At 43.4% G+C, this 18,913-nt stretch carries 17 protein-coding genes; 10 read left to right on the forward strand and 7 right to left on the reverse strand.

Going from position 1 to position 18,913, the window contains the following annotated elements; genetic code table 11:
• Positions 1 to 31 precede the first annotated feature (31 nt).
• From ACLI1A_RS03050 to ACLI1A_RS03065, 4 genes are all read left to right on the forward strand, one after another.
• A complete protein-coding gene (locus ACLI1A_RS03050) occupies positions 32 to 412 on the forward strand; it encodes a GxxExxY protein (RefSeq protein ID WP_411405961.1) in 381 nt (126 codons plus the stop codon).
• A 1-nt stretch (position 413) separates the two neighbouring features.
• On the forward strand, positions 414 to 1,163 hold the full coding sequence (locus ACLI1A_RS03055) for a tetratricopeptide repeat protein (RefSeq protein ID WP_411405963.1): 750 nt from the start codon (positions 414 to 416) through the stop codon (positions 1,161 to 1,163).
• A gap of 100 nt (positions 1,164 to 1,263) precedes the next feature.
• A complete protein-coding gene (locus ACLI1A_RS03060) occupies positions 1,264 to 1,917 on the forward strand; it encodes a metal-dependent transcriptional regulator (RefSeq protein ID WP_411405965.1) in 654 nt (217 codons plus the stop codon).
• 10 nt (positions 1,918 to 1,927) lie between these two features.
• Positions 1,928 to 3,820 (forward strand): Nramp family divalent metal transporter, encoded by a 1,893-nt coding sequence (locus ACLI1A_RS03065; RefSeq protein WP_411405967.1) that lies wholly within the window; start codon positions 1,928 to 1,930, stop codon positions 3,818 to 3,820.
• Positions 3,821 to 3,867: 47 nt separating this feature from the next.
• Here the strand turns inward: ACLI1A_RS03065 and ACLI1A_RS03070 are convergent, their stop codons facing one another.
• From ACLI1A_RS03070 to ACLI1A_RS03085, 4 genes are all read right to left on the reverse strand, one after another.
• A complete protein-coding gene (locus ACLI1A_RS03070; protein ID WP_411405969.1) occupies positions 3,868 to 6,027 on the reverse strand; it encodes a T9SS type A sorting domain-containing protein in 2,160 nt (719 codons plus the stop codon).
• Positions 6,028 to 6,187: 160 nt separating this feature from the next.
• The gene (locus ACLI1A_RS03075; RefSeq protein WP_411405971.1) at positions 6,188 to 6,850 is read right to left on the reverse strand and encodes an aspartate kinase; all 663 of its coding nucleotides are present in this window, start codon (positions 6,848 to 6,850) and stop codon (positions 6,188 to 6,190) included.
• 78 nt (positions 6,851 to 6,928) lie between these two features.
• Positions 6,929 to 7,288, reverse strand: a complete 360-nt coding sequence (locus ACLI1A_RS03080; protein WP_411405973.1) for a YraN family protein — start codon at positions 7,286 to 7,288, stop codon at positions 6,929 to 6,931.
• A complete protein-coding gene (locus ACLI1A_RS03085; protein WP_411405975.1) occupies positions 7,288 to 8,184 on the reverse strand; it encodes a S66 peptidase family protein in 897 nt (298 codons plus the stop codon). The genes ACLI1A_RS03080 and ACLI1A_RS03085 overlap by 1 nt, the downstream gene beginning before the upstream one ends.
• Before the next feature lie 227 nt (positions 8,185 to 8,411).
• Here ACLI1A_RS03085 and metG point away from each other — a divergent pair, with 227 nt between their 5' ends.
• A complete protein-coding gene (gene metG / locus ACLI1A_RS03090; RefSeq protein ID WP_411405977.1) occupies positions 8,412 to 10,472 on the forward strand; it encodes a methionine--tRNA ligase in 2,061 nt (686 codons plus the stop codon).
• A gap of 115 nt (positions 10,473 to 10,587) precedes the next feature.
• Here the strand turns inward: metG and ACLI1A_RS03095 are convergent, their stop codons facing one another.
• Positions 10,588 to 10,872 (reverse strand): hypothetical protein, encoded by a 285-nt coding sequence (locus ACLI1A_RS03095; protein WP_411405979.1) that lies wholly within the window; start codon positions 10,870 to 10,872, stop codon positions 10,588 to 10,590.
• Positions 10,873 to 11,039: 167 nt separating this feature from the next.
• Between ACLI1A_RS03095 and ACLI1A_RS03100 the strand changes: the two genes are divergently transcribed.
• Positions 11,040 to 11,768: a hypothetical protein gene (locus tag ACLI1A_RS03100; RefSeq protein ID WP_411405981.1), complete on the forward strand. Its 729-nt coding sequence runs from the start codon at positions 11,040 to 11,042 to the stop codon at positions 11,766 to 11,768.
• A gap of 1 nt (position 11,769) precedes the next feature.
• On the opposite strand, the gene ACLI1A_RS03105 is transcribed toward ACLI1A_RS03100, so the two are convergent.
• A complete protein-coding gene (locus ACLI1A_RS03105; RefSeq protein WP_411405983.1) occupies positions 11,770 to 12,498 on the reverse strand; it encodes a metallophosphoesterase family protein in 729 nt (242 codons plus the stop codon).
• 104 nt (positions 12,499 to 12,602) lie between these two features.
• Here ACLI1A_RS03105 and ACLI1A_RS03110 point away from each other — a divergent pair, with 104 nt between their 5' ends.
• Entirely contained in the window at positions 12,603 to 14,753 is a 2,151-nt protein-coding gene (locus ACLI1A_RS03110; protein WP_411405985.1) for a choice-of-anchor J domain-containing protein, read from the forward strand.
• A 151-nt stretch (positions 14,754 to 14,904) separates the two neighbouring features.
• On the opposite strand, the gene ACLI1A_RS03115 is transcribed toward ACLI1A_RS03110, so the two are convergent.
• The gene (locus ACLI1A_RS03115; protein WP_411405987.1) at positions 14,905 to 16,059 is read right to left on the reverse strand and encodes an ATP-binding protein; all 1,155 of its coding nucleotides are present in this window, start codon (positions 16,057 to 16,059) and stop codon (positions 14,905 to 14,907) included.
• 141 nt (positions 16,060 to 16,200) lie between these two features.
• Here ACLI1A_RS03115 and ACLI1A_RS03120 point away from each other — a divergent pair, with 141 nt between their 5' ends.
• From ACLI1A_RS03120 to ACLI1A_RS03130, 3 genes are all read left to right on the forward strand, one after another.
• Positions 16,201 to 17,340, forward strand: a complete 1,140-nt coding sequence (locus tag ACLI1A_RS03120) for a lycopene cyclase family protein (RefSeq protein ID WP_411405989.1) — start codon at positions 16,201 to 16,203, stop codon at positions 17,338 to 17,340.
• Positions 17,341 to 17,504: 164 nt separating this feature from the next.
• Positions 17,505 to 17,915 (forward strand): BrxA/BrxB family bacilliredoxin, encoded by a 411-nt coding sequence (locus tag ACLI1A_RS03125; protein ID WP_411405991.1) that lies wholly within the window; start codon positions 17,505 to 17,507, stop codon positions 17,913 to 17,915.
• A gap of 259 nt (positions 17,916 to 18,174) precedes the next feature.
• Positions 18,175 to 18,909, forward strand: a complete 735-nt coding sequence (locus ACLI1A_RS03130) for a lysophospholipid acyltransferase family protein (protein ID WP_411405993.1) — start codon at positions 18,175 to 18,177, stop codon at positions 18,907 to 18,909.
• Positions 18,910 to 18,913: the final 4 nt, after the last annotated feature.

The raw sequence follows: 18,913 nt of genomic DNA on the forward strand, positions 1-18,913 counted from the left end.
AAAATAAAGAGTAAGGCTAACAAGAATGTTTATGACAGAAAACCAAATAGCAAAAATAGCCTTTGATTGTGCGCTCAAAGTTCACAAGGCTCTTGGCCCGGGACTTCTGGAAAGTGCCTATACCGAATGTTTGTGCTATGAAATATACAAGTCAGGTTTATATGTTGAAAAAGAAAAGCCAATGCCGCTTCAATATGGAGAAATAAAGCTGGATACCGGATACCGCACAGATATTATAGTAGAGAACAAGTTTATTATCGAAGTTAAATCTGTTGAAGAAGTCCATGACATCCATCTTGCACAGTTACTGACTTATCTGAAGTTATCGGGCTGTAAATTAGGTTTTTTAATAAATTTTAATGTTATATTACTCAAAGATGGTTTGAGGAGAGTAATTAACGGGACATTATAGCATGAAAAATATAGCATACATAATACTCTTTATAACCCAGTTGGTTATGGCGCAAAGCTTTGACCAGGGTAATGCCCTGTACAAAAAGGGCGACTACAAAGGCGCTGCGGCTCAGTATGAGGGTATACTAAAAGAGGGTAAAGAATCGGCTGAGGTGTATTTTAATTTGGGTAATGCTTATTATAAGCTGAACCAGGTGGCTCCGGCTGTTTATTATTTTGAAAAGGCATTGCTGCTGGATCCGGGTAATAAAGATGCCCAAATAAATCTTGGCTTTGCCCAGAAAATGACCATAGACGACATAAAGGCTACACCGCGGGTGGGCTTTTCTAAAATGATTTACAATGCTACCGGCAGCTATCATTACAATACCTGGGGGTGGATAGCGGTGAGTTTTGCCTTTTTGTGCCTTGCACTGTTTATAGGGTATTACTTTTCGGGTAGTACACTGCTTAAGCGTATTTTCTTTGTGGGAATGTTTGTGGCAGCCGGGTTGCTGGTACTGAGTGTTATATCTGCCATATACGTTAAATCGCAGAAGAACCGTGAGAATTACGCTGTAGTATTCCCCGAAGTGGTTTCGGTTAAGGCCGAGCCAAGAGAAAATGCACAGGATGCTTTTATACTGCATTCGGGAACGAAAGTGAATGTTCTGCAAAGCGAAGATAACTGGGATAAGATACAACTGGCAGATGAAAAAATAGGCTGGATAAATAAAAAGGATATTAAAAAAATCAAAGAGCAGCTTTAAGCTGCTTTTTTTATGGCACTAACATATTTTTAGTTTAATCTAAAAATATTTTTAAAGCAGAAAATATTTAGGTACATTTGTTTTTATTGCATTATTATAAATGACACATTCTGAAGAGAATTACCTAAAGATAATATACCACCTTTCTCAACAAACGGGAAAAGGAGTAAGCACCAATGCCATTGCCGGCCTTATGGAAAGCAAGCCGTCATCGGTTACAGATATGGTGCAAAAACTGGCCGAAAAAGGCCTGGCAAACTACGTCAAATACCAGGGCGTACAGCTTACCGAGGCAGGTACCTTTGCCGCGCTGATGATAGTGCGCAAACACCGCCTGTGGGAACTCTTCCTTGTGGAAAAATTAGGTTTTAGTTGGGATGAAGTACACGATGTGGCCGAACAGCTTGAACACATAAAATCGGACAAGCTGATAAACCGGCTGGATGAGTTTATGGATTTCCCTACCGAAGACCCGCATGGCGATCCTATACCCGATGCCGGAGGAAATATAAAATCGGTAGAAAAGAAACTGCTTTCTGAAGTTGCAGCAGGTAAAAACGTGATTTGTGTGGGGGTAAAGGACAGCTCAGCACCGTTTTTGCAATACCTGGACAAGCAGCAGATAGCCCTTGGCGCAACCATACATGTGCTGGGGCGCGAGGATTTCGACCTTTCGGTAAACATCCGGATTAAAGACCGGGAACTTACCGTGTCTAATAAAATTGCCGGAAACCTTTTTGTAAAACCCGTATAACATTTAGCTTATGCCAAACAAAAACTCTCACTCGCTTGAGGAAGTACACGAGTCGGTAAACGCAGGCCAGAATGTTACAGGCTGGAAAAAAGTTCTTGCCTTTTTTGGCCCCGCCTACATGATTAGCGTGGGGTACATGGATCCCGGAAACTGGGCCACTGATATAGCCGGAGGCAGCCAATTTGGGTATACCCTTATATGGGTTTTGCTTATGAGCAACATTATGGCGCTGCTGCTGCAAAGCCTCAGTGCACGCCTGGGTATTGTTACCCGTCGCGATTTGGCTCAGGCATCACGGGAAACCTATCCTAAAGCCATTAATTTTTTCCTTTACCTGCTGGCCGAAGTGGCTATTGCTGCCTGCGACCTTGCCGAAGTACTGGGTATGGCCATAGGGCTTAACCTATTGTTTAAACTACCCATGCTGTGGGGAGTAGGCATTACCATGTTTGATACATTTTTGCTGCTGTTCCTTATGAATAAGGGCATTAAAAAAATGGAAGCGTTTATTATAGGGCTAATCAGTATTATAGGGCTTTCATTTTTGGCAGAAATGTTCTTTGCCAAACCCGATGGTGCCGAGATTGTAAAAGGGCTGGTACCTTCGTTGCCTAATACCGCTGCATTGTATATAGCCATAGGTATTATAGGCGCTACGGTAATGCCGCACAACCTGTACCTGCATTCATCATTGGTACAAACCCGAAAGTTCGACCGGTCGTTTCAGGGAATAAAACAGGCCATACGTTATAATCTTATCGACTCGGTTATAGCACTTAATCTTGCATTTTTTGTAAACGCTGCGATACTTATACTTGCTGCGGCTACCTTTTTTACCAACGGTCTGCATGAAATAGCCGATATACAGGACGCCCACAAGCTACTGGAACCCATGCTGGGCAGCAGTGCAGCCGTACTGTTTGCGCTGGCGCTTATTGCCGCAGGGCAAAGCAGTACCGTAACGGGTACACTGGCCGGGCAAATAGTAATGGAAGGCTACCTGAGCCTGCGTATACAGCCGTGGGTGCGCCGTATTGTAACCCGCCTTATAGCTATAGCACCGGCTTTTATAGCCATAGTGTATTTTGGCGATTCGGCTACAGGAGAGCTCTTGGTCTTAAGCCAGGTGGTGCTGAGCCTGCAACTCGGCTTTGCCATAATACCACTGATTCATTTTGTAAGCGATAAAAGCCGCATGAATGAGTTTGCCATTGGCACGGTTACAAAAATAGCCTCGTGGAGTATTGCGCTGGTTATTGTAGGACTGAATGTAAAGCTTGTCTTTGATGAAATAAAGGGCTGGGTCGAAACTTCTGCCCACCCGGTATATATATGGGTGTTTGTGGTGCCAATAGCTGTTGCAGCGGCTGTTTTACTGCTTTACATAACCATAGAACCATTAGTGCGCAAGGGCAGGGCGGTAGAAAGTATAGTGCCGCACCTTACCCCGGCTGCAATACGCACTTTGCCCGAAAAGCAAATGTACCGTAACATAGCCGTGGCGCTCGACTTTAGCCGTACTGATGAAAAAACACTTTCCAGCGCGTTACAGCTTGGCGGAAAAGAGGCGAAGTATACACTGATACACATAGTGGAAACCGTGGGCGCTATGCTGCACGGAGACCAGGCACAGGATTATGAAACTAATACTGATATGGAGTACCTTACCCGCTATAAAACCAGCCTTTCTGAAAGAGGCTATGTTGTAGATACTCAGTTAAGCTTTGGTAGTCCTAAAAAGCAGATTCCTAAGGTTGTTAATGATAACGGCACGTTTGATATACTGATACTGGGAGCACATGGTCATCACTTTTTTAAAGATCTTGTGTTTGGTACTACGGTAGATGCTGTACGACACAAAGTAAAAATACCCGTACTGATTATAAAGGACGGACATAAATAAAAAATGCGGCGCTGTTTGCGCCGCATTTTTGTGAGATTATATAGTAATTACTCTTTTACAACTTTAAGGTTTGCCGTGTTGCGGCCGTTGTCCACTTTTATAAAGTAAACCCCGGTAGCATAACCCGACATATCTGTAACAGAGGTTGTAGCGTTTAACTGCCTTTCTGCTAACAGTTGCCCTGCAATGTTGTAGATGGCTATATGGGTAATGCCTTCACTTGCGGTTATGGTAAGGTTGCCGTTTACAGGGTTAGGGTAGTAGCTTAGGTTACTAAACGTGTTTTCCTGAGTGCCAAGTGTACAGTTTACGGTAGCTTCCCAGCCCGAACGGGTAAGGTATTCGTCTGAAATGAATTCAAATGTAAGTGCTCCGTCTGCGTTTGTAGCCTCAAACGGGCCCGGTATATCGCTACCGGTAAATGAACCCAAAAGCGGAGCTGTGGTGCCTATACCATCGTATACGTACATAAAATCGTAGTCGTTTTCCAGTTCGAAACTATCAAACGAAACCTGTATATTATTTCCTGCCACGCCCGGCTTAATAATACGTACCAGGTGCTGCTTGTTTGGATAATCTTCCAAAATTCCTCCGGTATCTGTCCACGAAGCACCATTACACCAGTCATCAGCTTCTGTGCCGAAGGTAATGCCGGTATCTGCCGGTATCTGTGTTTCGTTGCACATTGGCCTCACCGAGAATGTGTAGTAGCTATCGGCATCAAGGCCTTCAATAGTATACGATGTTGTTGTAACCTCAGTCCATGAAGTTATATCTTCGCCAAGAGGGGCATAGCCCACCTGCCATGGCCCGCTGTTACCGTCTTCCCATTGCAGGGTAGCGGTAGTCATAGAGCTGTCCATAACATACAGCGCTGTTACCGTATTGATACAGGTATTAATACAGTCGGTGCTTAAGCACTGCGAGTTTGCAATATTATCCAGTATGCGTTGTGCCGGCTGCGGTCCAAAGCCATTAGCAAAGTTAATACCCACTCCATTTACAAGGTGGCAGTAGCTCATTATGGTGCCGCCTTCTTCGGCAGAAGGTATGTAACCCTCTTCGCAGGTACCTTCTACATAACCTACCGACGTGCCACAGCCGTCTATAGCGGTGTCGTTACCGTTCCAGTAGCAGCCGTGTGTGTGTGGTGAGCCGTACAGGTGGCCTAACTCATGTGTTACCACTTCTATGGTCCATGAAAACACAGGTACGGTTTCATAAGAAAGGTACGTATCAGCATAGCTTACGTTCATATCGGTACACAAGCCGTCTATAGAAATGGCTACACCACCCAGGCCGCCATCGTCTACACCCATAAGCTGACCCACATCGCCATCAAAAACCGGCCTGGTGTAGTAAAACTGCATCAGGTAATCGCCCGATGAAGTGGCATCATAGGTGTCGGGCTCTGTCCATATATAAACCGATTTAATGGCTGTGGTTATGCCGTCGTTGTCGTACAGGGTCTGTACATTGTTAAACATCGCCGTAAGCCAGTTGCTGGTAAGTGTGGTGTCGTAGTTGTTTTGCTCAAACAGCTTGTAACGGATTTCGAAATACACAGTAACACAACGTGTACTTTCTACTTCCTGCACTGATTTTCCATGAGGCATAAAGCCCGGTACTACATTATTGTCTTCGGTATTACACACAAAGTTATTGGCTACAGTCATGTTTTTGTCCGAATACACTATGTAGTTGCTAAAGTTGTCAGCTGTACGAAGCCTGCCTACAACAAGGTTGTGTAATTGTTCAGATGATGCCACACCGGCCATTTCCTTATCAAAGAAACTAAACGCTGCAACTGATTTAGGATCACCTTTTACAATACCCCTGTAATATGCGCCGCCTGCGTAGGCTATATTCTGCTTTTTGTCTGTATCTATATGAAATCCGTTTGCAGTAACTTCCACACGATACAGCTGCATAGTTACAGTACTGTTGTTGTAGGGTATGCTCAGTTCTATTGCTGCATACTTGTTTTTGGCAATGTCCTTTATTACAGCGGTGTTTAATGAGGCATAGGTAGCCTCAGTTACTACGGCATCAGCTTTAGCATTTCTTGTGGCAGAAACGCTTAGCGGACTTACCGGCCTGAATATTGTTTTGTTATTTATGAGCTGCTGTACATGTGCAGGGATACGTTGCTGCCCAAATAATGTTACGGCACATAAAAGCGCCATAAGCAGGGTAATTCTTTTCATTAGCGAGTTTTATTATCTTAAGTTCAGAAAAGCAAATGTATAGTTATTTGTAATATATTAAGAAGTCTTTAACAAAGTAGTCACTGTTTTTCAATACTTTTCTAATAAATCGCATAAAAAAAGGCGCCATTAAGGCGCCGTATAATCTAAACTAAAAATTTTAGTGTGTGGTTTTAAGGTCTTTTATTACCTTAAATGCTAAGTCTACCTCGTCTTCGTTTACCAGTATGGTAAATTCATATGATGTAGAAATCACTTCAATGATGGTTATACCTTCCCATGCAAGCCTTTGGAAGATATAATAATATATACCAGGAGTATTAATGTTGTCCTTAGGTAGCTTTACAGTAATAGAAGCAAGGTTGTCATTGCGTTCTATCTTTTTTTCTTCTGCAAAAAGGCGGTCTACAATATGGTTCATGCTGCTGCTTACCACTATATTGGTTTCGTTTACGCCACGTGACGAAGTATAAAACACATCCGGATTCTGGTTGATGTTGTTTATAAGTTCGGCCTGTTTGCTTAGTATGGTGTCGCTTACGGCAAAAGTAAAATCGGTAAGAGAAGAACGTACCGTGATTTCGCCAATGCCTTTAAGCACTTTTACAATTTTGTGGTTTACACGAAAATCAAGGTCTTCAGATAGTCTTTTAAGTGACATTACCACAGCACCCTGCTTTATGTCTTTACCCAGTTCCTGCTCTAGTTCAGGCATCATGGTACGGGCAAGCGACGTAAGGTTAATGATGCCCTGGGAGAGAGCACTTAATAAGAACGGTTTAGTTTTAATGTAGTGTTCTACTACAGAAGAAATGGTTTTCATAAGAGTTAAATAGTTGTGTGTGTTATAGTTCTGAGGGCAAATATATAAAATTAAACAAATTGTTAAAAATTTAACACGCTAAAAATGAAAAAAAGCGTCAGTAATATGCTCTATTTCAAATGAGCTGCCGTTTTTATGTACGCCAATAATATCAAAACGTACTTCGGCGTCAATGTCGTTGTCTTCAACATACTGGTTCATGGCCTTAACCAGTAGTTGTATTTTTTTTGGCTTCACAAAGTCCTGCGGCAGGCCGTATTCCAGGGTCGAGCGGGTTTTTACTTCTACCGATGCCAGAATGTTGTCTTTTTGTGCAATAATATCTATTTCGGCTTTTTGCCACACGTAGTTTGTAATCAGTATGGTATAGCCCTCCTTTTTCAGGAAGTCTACGGCAGCTTTTTCACCTTCTTTGCCCAGTTCGTTATGCTCTGCCATTATTCAAAGGTAACTTTTGTTCCGCCTGCAGTTACCTCCATTGTTATTTCTTTGCCAAAAACCAGCGCGCGGTTATCCGTTATATGCCCTGCCGGGAAATTAAAGCAAATGGGTATGTTGTATTGTTTGGTAATATCCTGAATAATTTCCAGGGCGTCGTGCCCCCACGGAATGTCATTGTCGCGCATTTTAGTAAAACCGCCTATAATAATACCTTTTACGTTTTTGAAATAACCGTTTCGTTCCAGGTTCATCATCATGCGGTCTATATGGTACAGATACTCGTCCAGGTCCTCTATAAACAGTATTTTTCCTTTGTAATCTACCTCAGACCTGGAACCCATAATGCTGTATAGTACAGATAGGTTACCTCCTACCAGTTCGCCCGTAGCCCTGCCGGGCTTGTTAAATTTATGTGCAGGTATGTTGTAGCTTATCTTTTCACCAAACAGCGATTTCCTGAACGATTCTATGGCCTCGGGTGTGGCATGGGCTACACTTACACACATAATGCTGTGAATGGTGCATATATCCATATTATTTATATGGCTGTGCAGTACTGTAGCGTCACTAAAGCCTATAAACCACTTAGGGTTCTTTTTAAACTTGGTAAAGTCTATACGGTCTACCATGCGCACAGTACCATAGCCTCCTTTGGCACACCAAATGGCCTTAATAGAAGGGTTGTCTATCATTTCCTGAAAATCGGTAGCACGTTGCCAGTCGGCTCCGGCCAGCTGGTTGTTGTCCAGCCCTACGGTTTTGCCTACAATTACGTTCAGTCCCCAGCTTTTAAGCAGTTTTATAGCCGGCTCCAGTGGCTCGTGGTCTATTTTACGGGCAGTGGCCAGTATGGCTACAGTATCTCCTTTAGTAAGGTATGGAGGAGTTTTCATAACGCGTTGTGCTTGTATTGTATTGATAAACAATATAGTGGCAAATAAAAATATTTTCTGTAATCCTGTAAATCGTCCGTCAGGCATCGGCATCTATTTTCCTTATGCCCAAAATTAATTAAAAATAACAACACCTCCTTGCAATTGCCTTAAATTTCACCAACAACCTCTCTGTGGTACTACTGCAATTTATTCGTACTTTTGCAGGTAAATTTCAAACAGAAGTCATGTTACAAGATCCTAAGCGATATACCATAACCGCTGCATTGCCTTACACTAACGGCCCTATACACATAGGCCACCTTGCAGGGGTGTATGTACCCAGTGATATTTATGCCCGTTACCTGAGGCTTCAGGGGCGCGACGTAGCTTTTATTTGCGGAAGCGATGAGCACGGAGTGGCCATTTCTATGAAGGCCAAAAAAGAAGGCATTACACCACAGCAGGTTATAGATAAATACCACCATATCATTAAAACCTCGTTTGAGGATTTCGGGATATCGTTTGATAATTATTCGCGTACATCTGCACAGATACACCACGATACAGCTTCGGAGTTCTTTAAGAAACTGTACAACGAAGGCAAGTTTATTGAGGAAGTTACCGAGCAGCTGTATGATGCTCAGGCAGACCAGTTCCTTGCCGACCGTTTTGTAACCGGTACCTGCCCTAAGTGTGGTAATGAAGGTGCTTATGGCGACCAGTGCGAAAATTGCGGCACATCGCTTAACGCTACTGATCTTATTAATCCTAAGTCTACCATAACCGGTACTACACCGGTACTAAAATCTACCAAGCACTGGTTCCTGCCACTGGACCAATACGATGCGTTTCTGCGCGAATGGATACTGAAAGGCCATGAAAAAGACTGGAAGCCTAATGTTTACGGCCAGGTTAAGTCATGGCTGGAAGACGGCCTTAAGCCGCGTGCCGTAACCCGAGACCTGGACTGGGGTATCCCCGTACCTGTAGAAGGCGCCGAAGGCAAAGTGCTTTACGTATGGTTTGATGCACCTATTGGCTACATTTCGTCTACCAAAGAGTGGGCACAGCGCGAAGGCAAGGACTGGGAACCGTACTGGAAGAGTAACGACACTAAGCTGGTGCACTTTATTGGTAAAGACAACATTGTATTCCACTGTGTAATATTCCCTGCTATGCTTAAAGCAGAGGGTTCTTATATAATGCCTGATAACGTTCCGGCAAACGAATTCCTTAACCTGGAAGGTAACAAGCTGAGCACCAGTAAAAACTGGGCGGTATGGCTGCACGAGTACCTACAGGATTTCCCGGGTCAGCAAGATGTACTGCGTTATTCACTAACCGCTACTGCTCCTGAAACCAAGGATAACGACTTTACATGGAAAGATTTCCAGGCGCGTAACAACAACGAGCTTGTGGCTATATTTGGTAACTTTATTAACCGTGTGGTGGTGCTTACCAATAAGTATTACAACGGCGAAGTACCTGCCCCTAACGCGTTTAGTGAAATAGATGAAGCTACCCTTACCGAAATGCGCGCGTACCCTGCCGTAATTGCAGGAAGTATAGAGCGCTACCGTTTCCGTGAGGCGCTAAGCGAACTGATGAACCTTGCCCGCCTTGGTAACAAGTACCTTGCCGATGAGGAGCCTTGGAAAATGATTAAGGAAAACCCGGAGCGTGTAAAAACCCAAATGTACGTAGCGTTACTAATAGCTACTGCCCTTGCGGTACTAAGCGAGCCATTCTTGCCGTTTACAGCGGCTAAACTGAAAAGCATACTGAAACTGGAAGGCGATTTTGGTTGGAATGATATTAATACTTCAGCCGACCTGATTAAAGCAGGGCATGTTATAGGTGAAGCTGAGCTTCTTTTTGCTAAAATAGAAGACGAAACCATACAGAAGCAGGTAGAGAAGCTGGAAGCTACAAAAACGGCTAACAAGGCGGCTAATAAAGCCGTAGTGCCGCAAAAGGATTTAATTCAGTTTGATGATTTTGCTAAAATGGACATCCGTACGGGTACCATCATCGAGGCAGAGAAAATGCCAAAAGCCAACAAACTACTGGTACTTAAGGTAGATACGGGTATTGATGTGCGTACCATAGTATCGGGTATTGCAGAGAGTTTTTCTCCGGAGGAAGTAGTAGGCAAGCGTGTTACTGTACTGGTTAACCTTGCTCCGCGTGCACTGCGCGGCGTAGAAAGCCAGGGTATGATACTTATGACCCAAAATGCCGAAGGCAAGCTTGTATTCCTTAACCCGGATACCGACGGTGTAGGAAACGGGGAAGTGATTTCTTAGTTTTAAAGTTGAAAGCCTACAGTCGTAAAACTTTGGCTTCGCAAATACATCAAAAAAGGGCTGTCTTTCGCGAAAGGCAGCCCTTTTTCCTTTATGGATATTACTTAGCAGGATGCTAATAGAAACAGTTTACAATAAACAGCGTAGCGTTTACAAATATGCTTACTAAAAGCAGGTTAAACGAAGTTTTGGCAGTTTGCTGAGACAGCAGTGCGCCGTTGTAGCCTACACACAGCACCACAGCTACAAACAGCTGGTACATTTGTAAAGGCGAATTGCCGTTCATTAATATTGCCATAGCTGCAAGACCGCCCAAGCAGCTTTGTATCATTACGCTAAGGGTAGAAAATCCTAAAAACCCGCGGGTATAACTTTGTAGATAATATTGATAAGTGCTCATAACTAAAAAACCTTTATTATTATGAGTCAAAATTACGGCTGCTATATCCTTAAGGGTATGATTTTTATCATGTTGAGGTAACTATTTTGTGTGTATTTATTACAACAAATTTTTTTAAGGAGAAAAATAAAATCCTGTACATTAGCCTTACCAATCATAATCATTATATGAAATACTACATTTACTGTATTGCAGCTCTGTTTCCCCTTTTGTTTGGTTGCCAAGCCGATAAAAAAGAACCTTCGGCACAGATTATTAAAAACGAACAAACACTACGCTCTGAGCTCGATACTTTTAATCTGGGGACAATACCGGTTACCGTTACCCGCGTTACAAAAGCAGGTTTTGATGCTTTGCCGTCTGTAAACTTTGATACCCCTGAAGATAAACTGCTTATTGCAGACAGCAGTTATGTAAAAAGGGTAGGGGACACCCTTGCATTTAAAACCTTAAGTAAAACTGTGAAACTGGTTAACAATGACAAGGAAAATGAGGGTGAAGCAGAAAACTATGCTAATTACACCTACTACGGCTACCTGAAGAATGTGGGTAAATTTGTAGTATTCGGAACCTATTGGGAAGAATACGACTATCTGCTAATCGATAACAAGACAGGAGATATAGCCCGGGTTTGCGGCCTTCCGGTGGTTTCGCCCGATGGTAAAAAGATTGTTTCTGGTAACGTAGACCTTATAGCTACGTTTACTTACAACGGCATAGAACTCTTAGATTCCCGTAATATTATCAAGCCAATTGCTGCCCGTGAACTCAACACCTGGGGCCCTGAAGAAATAAAATGGAAAGACAATCATACGCTTTTTGTAAAAGCACAAATTGCAGACGAAAAGGCTAATAACCTGGTGCGCACAGAATACTTAAGCCTTACATTGAAATAACTTAATTCCTTCCTGCTTCGTCGGGGTACAGCGTATACACGGGTTCGCTTTGCCAGTATTCTTTAGTGTCGGCATCCATAATGGTAAGTGGCCCCATAAAAGCGGCTCCCGTATCTACATTCCATATATTAGCTTTTTGTACCGGTACGGTTTGCCCTATGCGGGTTACAGGCGTATGGCCTATAAACACTTCACTGTAGTTGTTAAAGCGCTTAGGGTACAGCGGGTCTTCTGTGCTTAATGAAGCGTCTAGTGCCAGTGCGGTTTCCCATAGGGTGCGATCCCAGTAAAACATACGGGTAAAATACTCGTGGTGTATACCGTTGAGGTTAGTAAAACCCGCGTGAACAAAAAGGCGGTTGTCTTCGTCTAGGTAGTAATCTTTCAGGCTTTCCAGAAACAGTATATGCAGTTGTTTTTCATCTTCGGTAAGCGCATTGTAGCGTTCCATGGTAATGCGTCCGCCATGGTTAAACCACTGTTCGTTATACTGGCCGGTATGCAGCCACTGCATTAGTAAATCGTCATGGTTGCCGCGTATGTAGGTGCAGTTGTGTGTTGTTTTCAGTTGAATAAGGAATTCAACTACTTCGGGGCTTTGGCTCCAGCCGTCTACATAATCGCCCAGAAAAATCAGGTGGTCTTTTTTTGTTACCGCAGCGCGTTCTAATATTTGCTGTAAAGCCAGTAAGCTGCCGTGGATGTCGCCAATAACAAGGGTTCTGCCCATTTAATATGGTTTTTAAGTATTTAGGTGCAAGTAAAGCGTAAATTTAGTATTTTGCAGGGAGAAATTCCAATCAGATTCACCAAAACCTAAAAAAGCCAATTTACATGAAAAAAACATTACTTACACTTTTAAGTTTAATCTCTTTTTCTGCCTTTGCGCAGATACCTGTTGAGGGTTTTGAAGGCACGTGGCTGCCACAAGGCTGGTCTACATTAAATGTTGCCGGGCCTACCCAGCAGTGGCAGCAAAGCAACAATCCTTACCAGGGAAACAAATCAGCAATTATTAATGGTGAGAATATGGCCGCCGGTACGCAAAGCGAAGACTGGTTAATCACTCCTCAGTTTACGGTTCCCGTAGGGGGGCAAGTTAGTTTTGCTTCCCGCATGATACAGGTAGGTGACCAGGGCAATACCTATAAAGTAATGGTTGGTACAACCCCGAATGATATAGCCTCCTTTGTGCCGTTGCAGCAATGGGCCGAATTGGAGCTTAACCCTGTACAGGGAGATTTTAATCTGGTTACTGTAGATATTCCGACTGCCTATACCGGGCAAACATTGTATGTAGCATTTGTAATGATGGGCGATGGCGGCGAAGGCTGGATAATAGATAATGTTACCGTTTTAAGTGTCTGTACTGAGCCTGCACAATTGTATATTTCAAATATCACCGCTACAACTGCTCAGTTGGGATGGACGGGTCCTGCTAGCGGAAGCTGGGAAGTAGAGGTTGTGCTTGCCGGGCAAACACCTACAGGTTTAGGGATGCCAACTACAGCAAACCCATATATTATAACCGGACTTACACCGGGCATGTGCTATGATTTTTATGTCCGTTCCATTTGCGATATCGGTGCTGTTAGTACCTGGACCGGGCCGCTAACATTTTGTACGATACCTGAGGAAGGCTATTCTTACCTTGCCGGTAATGCCCATATAGACGCGAATGGCGACGAGGTTTGTAATGCCAATGATCCTTTAGCACCTAATATGGAAATACAAGTGGCTATTAACGGTACAGCCGCGGGGTCTGTTTATACTGATGCTAACGGTTACTATGTTTTGTATGTTCCTTTACAAGATACCTATACCATAACTTTAACGCCGATAGCGTTGCCAGGCTTTACCGCACCTGATCCCGTAACGGCTACTTATAATTTTACCGCACCAGGTATAGAGTACGGCCCTGATTTTTGTTTCGGCCTGTCAGGGGAATCGGTAGACAATCTTGCTTTGATGTTTAATGCGAGTACTACTATCGTTCCGGGATTCAATTTTTATGTTAGTGTAAGCGCCGCAAATACCGGTAATACTATACCGGCTGCTGCTACAGCAGCCTTTACCTATGATGCAACGCGTTTTACTCTGCTTTCTTATGATGGTGCGGCAGCTACGGCTTCGGGTAGTGTAAACGTGGATTTTGGTAATGTGCCATTGTTTGGGCATGAAAGCCATGTACTGCAATTTCATGCGGAGATTCCTCCTGTAAATAACAGTGGCGATGTGGTTACGTTTACCGCCGTACTTAACAATTCCGATGACAATATTGCCGATAACACTGCTATACTTAACAAGACAATAGTAAACTCTTTCGACCCGAATGATATTACGGTACACGAGGGTGCCGAGATAACTCCAGAACAGGCAGACGGTTACCTTACCTACACTGTACGTTTCCAGAACACAGGTACGTTTGCAGCGACTTATGTAAGGGTAGAACAACAATTGGACGCCAACCTGGACTGGGATACTTTTATGCCGCTAACAACAAGCCATACAGCACAGCTGAGTCGCACAGACGGAATGCTCGTGTATAAATTTGACAACATAAACCTGCCCTACAGCGCCGCCGATGAACCGGGTAGCCATGGCTATATTACCTACCGTATAAAGCCGAAAAGTACTGTAGCTGTGGGTGATTATATGTACGGTACTGCGAGTATCTATTTCGACTTTAACGAACCGATAATTACCAATACATGCAGCACTCAGGTAGTAGAAGCAACTTCCGGTACCGATGGTTTTGCATTAAATAATATTAAACTGTATCCTAACCCGGTTAAGGATGTACTGAATGTAAGCATTACCGATGGTACATTACAGTCAGTAATGGTATACGACCTTAACGGAAGGCTGTGCCTGCAATCAGCAAACACCACAACGGTTAAAACTGATGGGCTTGCGCCGGGACTTTATCTGGTAAAAGTTGTTACTGATAAAGGCAGTGGAAATTACAAGCTGATAAAGAAATAAATTACGGGCGTTTGTCTAAAAAGTGTTAGTTGTAACTGAGTGTTCCATTTCGACCGATAGGGAGAAATCTTAAATATCACATTTTTTTGAGATTTCTCCAATTCACTACGTTTCGGTCGAAATGGAATAACCCCTTTTTTGAATATTTCATCTAAGTTACCTGCCTGTCGTACTTCATTTTACGCAATACCCGCATGGCTTCTTTAAACGATACATACACGGCAGGGTCGGGGAAAGCTTTTAATAACGGCTTCGCATCGGCAAGGCGCTGCTTGGCGTCTTCAAAACCGTTGAGGTAGCAAATCATCAGTGTACTGGGTATGTTGCTTACGTCGCGATATTCGCGGTCGGTAAGGTAAATGTTCTTTTCCAGTTTGCGCAGCAGGGCAAGTTGCGAGTTGTATATGTGGTACATCAGCTTTTCATTGTACTGCGGCGGGTCAAATAACAGTTGGCTGTCCATGTGGTAGCTGCCCTTATCGGTAAAGCTAATGGTTAGTTTTTCCAAGGGGTAGTAGCTAGTTTTGTCGTTCAGTCCCAGGGCTACATATTCGGTTATGCTAAAGGTGTCGTCGGTGTACTCTATGCTCACTTCATCTAATGCCGAATAAAACAGCTTAATCTGCTCGTTTATCAGCTCTATATCTACCCGGCTATAGTATGTATTGCCCTTTACCACTTTCTTATTCCCAGCCCAGCATACTATAAACAGCTCCTTAAACACTTTGTAGTAGGCAGGCATGTCTTTGTGGCGGTTGTTTATAAAGTCTATAACGCCCTCCAGGGTATGTTCTATGCTGTTTCGGGAGTTGTTTTCTATGCTGTTTACTATAATCTCGTTCAGCCTGTTGGCTTCCACCACCAGCGCATCTACCGGAATGGAGTTGCTGCCGCGGCGCATAAAAATAGCCCCGGCGGGTATGGTATACACGTTCTTTTTAAAATACGATGTTCGTCCGTTAGGACTTATGGTAACCAATCCCACCACGTTTTCCTTGGGCAGGTTAGGGAACGGAACATTTTCGTACTGTATCAGCGGTGGGTTTTCCAGAAAGGCGTTTACCAGGTTTTGTATGCGGCTGTCGTCATAAAAGTCGGTACCCACAATTTCATTGCTGCCGTCTTCTACGCCCACTACTATGTAGCTGTTGTTGGTGGGGTTACTGTTGCTAAGGGCGCAAATATGCTTTACAAATTTGGCCTTACCCTCTTTGGTATGGAGGTTCAGCTGGCGCTTTTTATCATAAAAGCTGCTCTCGTCGTTATGGGCGAGCAGGTTTTTTATGAGTAGGCGCTTGTTGATCATGATTTCAGAATTCAGATTGTAGATTTCAGATTGAAACGAAACCCTCTGGTAACAAATCTATTAAATAAATAACGGATATAAAAGCCCTTTTGGTGTTAAACCCCTTAAAAATAGTGCTTTCTATTTGTTATTTTTGGGATAATGAAACACTACCACTATATTTTTGCCGGTTCGGGTCTTGCGGCGTTGTTAACGGCCTATCGCATGGCCACTTCGGGTCGGTTTGCAGATAAGCAAATACTGCTCATAGACCCAGATACTAAAACGGTAAACGACCGTACCTGGTGTTTTTGGGAAGAAGGTGCCGGGGAATGGGATAGCATACTGTACCGAAGCTGGAACACGGCACTGTTTGCCAACGACGATTTTCGTACCGAACTGGATTTTGAAGACTATCGTTACAAAATGGTTCGTGGCGCCGATTTTTATGCTTTCATAAAAGCAGCGCTAGATGCGCACCCTAACATCACCATGTTACAAGAGATGGTGTTATCCTTTAAAGACCTAGGGACTGATGTTTTGGTTAAAACCAAGAATACAGAATACACCTGCGATAAGCTGTTTAACAGCATATATTGCCCTACATTGCCTGCCCTGCAAAAAAAATACCCGGTACTGCAACAACATTTTATCGGTTGGCATATAAAAACCGAGCAACCTGTATTTAATCCGGCTGTGCCGGTGTTTATGGACTTCAGCATTCCGCAAAAAGGGAACACGCGGTTTATGTACGTGCTGCCGTTTAGCGAAACCGAAGCCATTGTAGAATACACACTGTTTAGCAAAGACCTGTTGCCGCAACAGGAGTACGAAGCCGCTATACAGGAATACATTGCCAACCTGGGCGTAACCCACTACGAGATACTGGATAAAGAAAAAGGCAGCATACCCATGACCAGCTATAAGTTTTGGGAAGTAAACTCACCCAATATTATGCACATAGGCTCTGCCGGAGGGTGGACAAAGGCCAGTACGGGGTATACCTTTAAAAATGCGAATAGATTCAGTCAACAACTCGCAGGTTTTCTGGTAAGCGACAAGTCGTTTACGGAGTTCTACAAACCAAATCGTTTTTGGTTTTACGACCTGCTGCTGCTGGACATACTGGCCAAGCACAATGAAAAAGGCAGTGCTATTTTCTCGGCTATGTTCCGAAAGGGTAAGGCGGCACCTGTGTTTAAGTTCCTTGATGAAGAAACCTCACTGTGGGGCGACCTGAAGGTGATATGGAGCTGCCCAAAGGGATTGTTTATTAAGGCACTGCTGGGTAGATTATTTTGAATGATGAATTATAAATTTTAAGTGCCACTCATACTCCAGGATGTACGAATAACCGAATTACCAAATAACCCTTAAAACCTTTCTGTAACAAAAATTGATACATTTATATTTTTAGATATAAAATTACGTACCTTTGTAGCCATAAAACTTTAATAAGTACAGTTATGTATCCTGAAGAATTAGTAAAACCAATGCGTGCCGAACTTTCTGAGGCCGGGTTTAAAGAAATATTTACTGCACAAGACGTAAAAAGCGAAATTGAAAAAGACGGTACTACGCTTGTAGTGGTTAACTCTGTTTGTGGTTGTGCTGCTCGTAATGCCCGTCCGGGTGCCCGTATGAGCCTTGCTAACGAAAAAGTGCCTACAAACATCATTACCGTATTTGCCGGTGTAGATAAAGAAGCTGTAGATGCAGCACGCGAGCTTATGTTCCCGTTCCCGCCATCATCGCCAAGTATGGCTTTGTTTAAAAACGGTGAACTGGTACACATGCTGGAGCGCCACCACATAGAAGGCCGCCCTGCAGAACTTATCGCCGAAAACCTTAAAGAGGCTTACAACGATTTCTGCTAATCTGTTCAATCTTTGATTTTAGATAATGAAGACCACGCTTTACGGCGTGGTTTTTTTGTTTAAGCTATTTAGCTGCTGAGTTTCTGAGCTACTTAGCTTTTTGGGGAATCTAGTTTACAGGGAATCTAAAAATCTAACCGTCCAATAATCCAATAGATCTGAAATCTACCCTCTGAAATCTGAAATTAAATGCCTGCATACTAAAAATTTTTATTATTCCACAAAAAGGCACTACTTTTGCGTGATTTTTTATTAAAGAATGCAAAAACTGTTGTCTTACCCGTTATCAGTACTTTTTTATCTGGTATTCGGCATATTCTTACTTATATTTCACCCCATACAGTGGGTGTGTTTTAACCTGTTTGGGTACCAGGCGCACAAAAAAAGCGTCGATATACTAAACGGTTGGCTGGTAAGAAGCCTATGGGCGCTGGGCACTACAGTAAAATTTGAAGGCGTGGAAAAATTGCCTTCGGGGGTGCCGCTTATTATTGTGGCAAACCACCAGAGTATGTACGACATTCCACCAATCATATGGTTCATGCGCAAATTTCACCCGAAGTTTGTAAGCAAAAAAGAACTCGGCAAAGGTATACCCAGCGTGTCTTATAACCTAAGGCATGGCGGTAGTGTACTAATAGACCGCAAAGACCCTAAACAGGCCATACCTGTTATAGGAGGCCTTGGTAAGTATATAGAAAAAAACAACCGTTCGGCAGTTATATTCCCCGAGGGTACCCGGAGCAAAACCGGCGAACCAAAGCGATTTAGCGAAAACGGATTGAAAATACTCTGCAAATACGCCCCGTCGGCGTGGATTGTCCCTGTGAGCATAAACAACTCATGGAAAATAGTACGATTCGGACAGTTTCCGCTTGGCATAGGCAACCGCTTAACTTTTACAGTACAGGAACCATTTGCAATTAAAGGTGTCCCTTTTGAAGAAGTAATGGCAAGGACCGAGAATGCAGTGATACAAGGAATTAAAAATTAAAGAG

Source organism: Flavobacterium sp. RHBU_3, assembly GCF_046613565.1.
Taxonomy (GTDB): Bacteria; Bacteroidota; Bacteroidia; order Flavobacteriales; family Flavobacteriaceae; genus Flavobacterium.